The sequence below is a fragment of the Streptococcus cristatus genome (assembly GCF_963529205.1).
GTDB classification, from domain to species: Bacteria; Bacillota; Bacilli; order Lactobacillales; family Streptococcaceae; genus Streptococcus; species Streptococcus cristatus_O.
This window is the reverse complement of record NZ_CAURYF010000054.1, coordinates 1-5,887: the sequence shown is the minus strand read 5'-3', so window position 1 is coordinate 5,887 and position 5,887 is coordinate 1. Positions and strand designations below refer to the sequence as shown.

Here is a 5,887-nt window from a genome sequence, read left to right as displayed (position 1 = left end):
TACAATGAAAACGCAGGAATTGCGAAGGAAGAAGCAAGAGTTACTGATTCTTTTGATTACGGCTCTGCCTTTGCTTTATATCTCAATGGGCAGTATGGTCGGTCTTCCTCTGCCTAGCTTCTTGGACCATATGGCGCACCCTTTGGTCTTCGTTCTGTCACAACTTCTTTTGACTCTGCCTACTGTGTGGATTGGGCGCGGCTTCTATCAGAGAGGATTTCGCAATCTTATCAAGCGACATCCCAATATGGATAGTCTGATTGCAGTGGGAACCAGCGCAGCATTTTTCTACAGTCTCTACTCGGTCAGTCAGGTTTTTCTAGGTTATCATCCCTTTGTTCATCAACTCTATTTTGAGTCGGTTGCAGTGATTATTGCCTTGGTTCTTCTGGGCAAATATCTGGAAAGTTCAGCTAAGGGGAGAACGTCTCAGGCGATTCAGTCTCTGCTTGAGCTAGTACCTAGTCAGGCGACAGTGATTCGCTATGGAGAGGCTGTGACCATTGATACAGAGGATATCCGAGTTGGAGACATTATCCGTATCAAGCCGGGGGAGCGTATGCCTGTGGATGGTCTAGTGACAGAGGGGCAGACCTTTGTGGATGAATCCATGATGACTGGAGAAAGTGTCCCGATTGAAAAGAAGGTCGGCGACACCATTACCAGTGCAACAATCAATCAAAATGGTAGTATTAACTATCAAGCAACTAGGGTGGGTTCGGATACGACCTTAGCCCAGATTGTTAGCTTGGTAGAAGAAGCGCAGGGGTCTAAGGCACCGATTGCGGCCTTAGCCGATAGGATTGCGCTCTATTTTGTCCCAATCGTGCTGAGCTTGGCTACTTTGTCCGCGCTGGGCTGGTATTTTCTGGCTGGTGAGAGTCTTAGCTTTTCTCTGTCAATCTTTATCGCAGTTCTGGTCATTGCCTGCCCTTGTGCGCTGGGATTAGCCACTCCGACAGCTATTATGGTTGGGACTGGTAAAGGGGCTGAAAATGGCATTCTGATTAAGTCTGGTCAAGCATTGGAAGCGGCTTATCAGCTGGATACCATTGTTCTTGATAAGACGGGGACGATTACGGTTGGTAAGCCCAGTCTGACAGATCTGCTGCCCTTGAGTGATTTGAATCTCTCTGACTTGTTGCAGCTAATAGCCAGTGCTGAGCAGCATTCTGAGCATCCTTTGGCTCAGGCTATCTTGGAAGCAGCTGAAGAGGAGGGGCTTGACTTACTGCCTGTCAGTCATTTTGAGGCTATGGTTGGACGAGGTTTGTCAGCTCAGGTTGAGGGTAGACAGCTTCTGGTGGGAAATGAGTCTTTGATGAAAGAAAAGAACATTGACAGCAATGCTTTTCAAGAACAGTTGTTGGAGCTATCCCAGGAAGGAAAAACAGCCATGTTTGTCGCAGTAGATGGACAGCTGGCTGGTATTTTAGCGGTAGCAGATGAGATGAAGTCCAGCAGTCTGTTGGCGGTGCAGGAGCTCCAGTCTATGGGGCTGGAAGTTATCATGCTGACAGGAGATCGTGAAGAAACCGCGACAGCTATTGCCCAGAAAGCTGGAATCAAAAAAGTTATCGCTGGTGTATTGCCAGATGGTAAGGCCACCGCTATCAAGAACTTACAGGAAGCTGGGAAAAAACTAGCCATGGTCGGAGACGGTATCAATGATGCACCAGCTCTGGTCCAGGCAGATGTTGGAATTGCCATCGGATCAGGCGCTGATGTAGCTATTGAGTCCGCAGATGTAGTGCTCATGCATAGTGATTTGCAGGATGTGGTCAAGGCTATCAAGCTCAGCCAGGCGACCATCCGCAATATCAAGGAAAATCTTTTCTGGGCTTTTGCCTACAATACACTAGGCATCCCGATTGCTATGGGGCTGCTGCATCTTTTTGGCGGCCCCTTGCTCAATCCTATGTTAGCTGGTCTGGCCATGAGCTTGAGCTCAGTGTCAGTTGTGGCTAATGCTCTGTGTCTAGGACGCTTTAAATTTTAAAATGAAGGAATATACAGAGGAATAAATCTATGAAACAAACAGTTCAATTAGAAAACTTATCTTGTCAAAACTGTGTCAAACACGTCACCAAGCACTTCCTATCTATGGAGGGAGTGTCAGATGTGACAGTAGATCTGGACAAGCAGACAGCAGCAGTTATTGCGGATAGATCCTTGAGTGTAGAGGATTATCAGGCGGCTTTGAGCAAAACCATCTATAAGGTCTTAGCGGTGCAGGATAACTGAGCTAACTTGTAAAATAGGCCGAAAAAGTCTATAATATTAGTAATCATTTAATGGATAAGGAGAAAGCCATGAAGCAGAAAATAGTCTATCCTTTGTTATGTTGCCTCGCTCTATCGACTTTGGCAGCCTGTTCTAGTAAGGCAGTTCATTCTACTCAGACGAGTTCGACTACTACTCAGGAAACTTCCCAAGTAGCTTCCAGCCAGAAAGTTACAGAGTCGTCTTCTTCTGCTGCAAGCAGTCAAAGCTCAGCAGAAGTTAGTCCAGAAAAGACGCAAGAGGAGAAAAAAGCAATGGATATTTCGGCCTTGGCCAATGGAGACTACTCTAGTGTAAAAGGAACCTGGCAGAATGCTGCTGGTCACCAGCTGGTGTTCAATGATAAAGGGTTAGTTTCTGATAGCTATGAGCTGTATGGAGCATCGTTAACGGATTATGGAACAGCTTCTGGCGGTGTATACGGCGGTGAAACTGGTGGTTTCTTGCTAGAATTCATTCCAAAAGGCATCAAGCTTGCAGACAGAGAGAACTTTCAAGATAACTCAGATGCCAGCCAAGATCGTCTGTGGACGGGCGTCGGCCTGAATAGCTTTGATGAACAAGGTCAATTTTACTATCGTGTTACTAACTAGTCGTGTAGGATAGAAATTTTCTATCCTATTTTTTGTTTTAAAAGAGTAGTTATTCGAAATATGATAAAAAATTGTGCAAACGTTTGAATAAATACTTGAAATAATAATTAAAAAAGGATATAATATTTTTATGAAAGCGCTTTGAAATTTTTAGGGGTGTCAAAGGCAATTATTTTCACATAAAGTAAAGGGGAACTTATGGTTGAATTAAATCTGAAAAACATTTATAAAAAGTATCCAAACAGTGAGCACTATTCTGTTGAAGACTTTAATTTGGACATCAAGGACAAGGAGTTTATCGTTTTCGTCGGTCCGTCAGGATGTGGGAAATCCACAACGCTGCGTATGATTGCGGGTCTTGAGGATATCACAGAAGGAACAGCGTCGATTGACGGCAAAGTGGTCAATGACGTGGCGCCGAAAGACCGCGATATTGCTATGGTCTTCCAGAACTATGCCCTCTATCCGCACATGACAGTCTATGACAACATGGCTTTCGGGCTTAAACTGCGCAAGTACAGCAAGGAAGATATCGACAAACGGGTGCAAGAAGCAGCTGAAATCCTTGGTTTAAAAGAATTCTTGGATCGCAAGCCAGCGGACTTGTCAGGTGGTCAACGTCAGCGGGTTGCTATGGGGCGTGCCATCGTGCGTGATGCAAAGGTTTTCCTAATGGACGAGCCTTTGTCAAACTTGGATGCGAAGCTGCGTGTGTCCATGCGTGCTGAGATTGCCAAAATCCACCGCCGTATCGGAGCAACAACCATTTACGTTACCCACGACCAGACAGAGGCCATGACGCTTGCAGACCGGATCGTTATCATGTCAGCAACCAAGAACCCTGCTGGAACTGGAACCATTGGTCGAGTAGAGCAGATCGGTAGCCCACAAGAAGTCTACAGAAATCCAGTCAACAAGTTTGTGGCGGGCTTCATTGGGAGCCCAGCGATGAACTTTATCAATGTGACACTTGAGGGAAATCAAATTGTTGCCGATGGCTTGCGTTTAACCGTGCCAGAAGGCACACTGAAGGTTCTGCGTGAGAAGGGTTATGACGGCAAGAAATTAATCTTTGGTATTCGTCCAGAAGATATTAATACAGAGCCTGCTTTCTTAGAGACCTTCCCAGATTCTGTGGTTCATGCGACCATCTCTGTCTCTGAGCTTTTGGGTTCTGAGTCTCACCTTTACTGCCAAGTTGGCGATAGCGAGTTTATCGCGCGAGTAGATGCTCGTGACCACTTGGAGACAGGTGCTGGGATTGACCTTGGCTTCGACTTGAACAAGGCGCATTTCTTTGATTTCGAAACAGAAAAAACAGTTTACTAAAATATGAGTTTAAAAAAGATAGTCAGCAAGCCAAACGGAATGTATTTGGTCTGCGGACTATCTTTTCTTTATTTTGCTTTTCCGACAAGAATGGTAGCTGCAATGGTCACTTGGGTGAGGTCAGTCCAGTCAATCTGGTCTTGCTCAACATGAAAGAGCAGCGGTGTCATCGCTAAAAGAGCTGTTCTGCTTTCGGCAGTCAAGGACTGGCTGGACTCGACAGTAATCTCGGAGATTATATCGAAGTGCTCTTGGAAATGCTGGATGACTTCTTGGTTAGAGTAATCCTTGTTGCTGAGCTGTCTAGCGGCTTTTTGGCGAATTTCCTGAAGGTGGCGCTCGGTGGGGATGACCTTGATGAGGAGAGCATTGTCAGAGATGACTCGCCGAAATTCCTGATAATTGGCTGGGGAAAAGATGTCTAAAATGATGTCCATGCTGGCATCTTGTAGCGGTAGCTTGGCCAAATCACCGACGAACCAATTGACTGAGAAAGAGCTGTCGCTCTTGGCTGCCAACTGGATGGAATCTTTTGAAATATCAAAAGCATAGAAGGTTTTTTGGGAATGGATTTCTTGGAGCTTACGAGAGTAGAAGCCTTCGCCGCAGCCAATATCTAAGACTGTTTTTGCGGTTTCTGAGCTAGCAAGCAAGTTTGAGACAGCTTCTAAGATAGCTTGGTAAAATCCGGCTTCTAAAATTAACTGCCGATTTTGAAAACTGGCCTTATCGTAGTCTTTGGGTTGCTTGATTTGAGGTGCTAGATTGACATAGCCAAACTTGGCCAGGTCATAGGAATGCCGATGGTGACATTTGAGACTGTTTTCCATCAGCTGTAGCTCTTCCTTGCAGATGGGGCAGGCAAAGGCAGTCGCAGTAGCAAAGCGCTGGAGTTTGGGTTTGAGGTTTGTATTCATAGTTTTAAGTCTAGCAAAAAAAGGACTGGATGGCAAATGCCCCCAGTCTGCTTTTTTAGTATGTAAGGACGAAGTATTTCTTCTTACCGCGGCGGATAACAGTGAGTTCGTTTTCTAACTTATCTGCGTCACTCAAGACATAGTCAAGGTCTTGGATGCGGTCGCCGTTGACGTAAATTGCTCCGTTTTGAACATCTTCGCGGGCTTGGCGTTTTGAATTGACCACACCAGATGACACGAGGATTTCCACGATGTTTAGGTTTTCGTCAGCTTGTACTTGGTAGTTTGGCACGCCACGAAGTCCTTGTTTGAGTTCTTTGACAGAAAGGTTTTTGATATTTCCAGCAAAGAGTTGCTCGGTAATGTTAAGGGCTTCTTTGTAGGCTTCTTCACCGTGGACAAGAGTTACCACTTCACGAGCGAGGACTTTTTGAGCTAAGCGTTCGTGCGGAGCTGCTTCAAATTGCTGGCGGATGTCTTCAATCTCATCCAGTGACAAGAAAGTAAAGATCTTCAAGAAGCGAACAGCGTCAGCGTCCATAACATTCATCCAGAATTGGTACATTTCGTATGGAGAAGTCTTGTCGGCATTGAGCCAGACCGCGTTTCCTTCTGATTTACCAAACTTTTTACCAGTCGCATCAGTGATGAGGGGAACTGTGATAACGTGACCAGTCTTATCAGCCTTACGACGAAGTAATTCGGTACCTGCGGTCATATTTCCCCACTGGTCAGAACCACCGATTTGAAGGGTTACGTTGTGGT

General features: G+C 45.7%; 6 protein-coding genes. 4 read left to right on the top strand and 2 right to left on the bottom strand.

The features are described 5' to 3' along the window. The 4 genes from RWS39_RS08995 to RWS39_RS08980 form a co-directional block, all read left to right on the top strand. Window positions 1-1,999 (top strand): copper-translocating P-type ATPase (locus RWS39_RS08995; RefSeq protein ID WP_314482727.1); only part of this gene is annotated, 1,999 nt, incomplete at its 5' end. Between the two features lie 29 nt (window positions 2,000-2,028). Further along, the gene (locus RWS39_RS08990; protein ID WP_314482726.1) at window positions 2,029-2,244 is read left to right on the top strand and encodes a heavy-metal-associated domain-containing protein; all 216 of its coding nucleotides are present in this window, start codon (window positions 2,029-2,031) and stop codon (window positions 2,242-2,244) included. A gap of 68 nt (window positions 2,245-2,312) precedes the next feature. After that, a complete protein-coding gene (locus RWS39_RS08985) occupies window positions 2,313-2,876 on the top strand; it encodes a DUF6287 domain-containing protein (protein WP_314482724.1) in 564 nt (187 codons plus the stop codon). 198 nt (window positions 2,877-3,074) lie between these two features. Next, window positions 3,075-4,205 carry an ABC transporter ATP-binding protein gene (locus RWS39_RS08980; RefSeq protein WP_314482721.1) on the top strand — a complete coding sequence of 377 codons (1,131 nt, stop codon included), beginning with the start codon at window positions 3,075-3,077 and terminating at the stop codon, window positions 4,203-4,205. A 68-nt stretch (window positions 4,206-4,273) separates the two neighbouring features. On the opposite strand, the gene RWS39_RS08975 is transcribed toward RWS39_RS08980, so the two are convergent. Both RWS39_RS08975 and tyrS read right to left on the bottom strand, forming a co-directional pair. Next, window positions 4,274-5,122, bottom strand: coding sequence for a methyltransferase domain-containing protein (locus tag RWS39_RS08975; RefSeq protein WP_314482719.1), 849 nt, complete (start codon window positions 5,120-5,122; stop codon window positions 4,274-4,276). 55 nt (window positions 5,123-5,177) lie between these two features. Then, window positions 5,178-5,887, bottom strand: a 710-nt coding sequence (gene tyrS, locus RWS39_RS08970; protein ID WP_314482716.1) for a tyrosine--tRNA ligase, incomplete at its 5' end; no start/stop codon positions are given.

Excerpts from the sequence above, each read along its gene's own strand:
- RWS39_RS08990 (WP_314482726.1), top strand. The coding sequence starts at position 2,029 with ATGAAACAAACAGTTCAATTAGAAAACTTATCTTGTCAAAACTGTGTC.
- RWS39_RS08985 (WP_314482724.1), top strand. The coding sequence starts at position 2,313 with ATGAAGCAGAAAATAGTCTATCCTTTGTTATGTTGCCTCGCTCTATCG.
- RWS39_RS08980 (WP_314482721.1), top strand. The coding sequence starts at position 3,075 with ATGGTTGAATTAAATCTGAAAAACATTTATAAAAAGTATCCAAACAGT.
- RWS39_RS08975 (WP_314482719.1), bottom strand. The coding sequence starts at position 5,122 with ATGAATACAAACCTCAAACCCAAACTCCAGCGCTTTGCTACTGCGACT.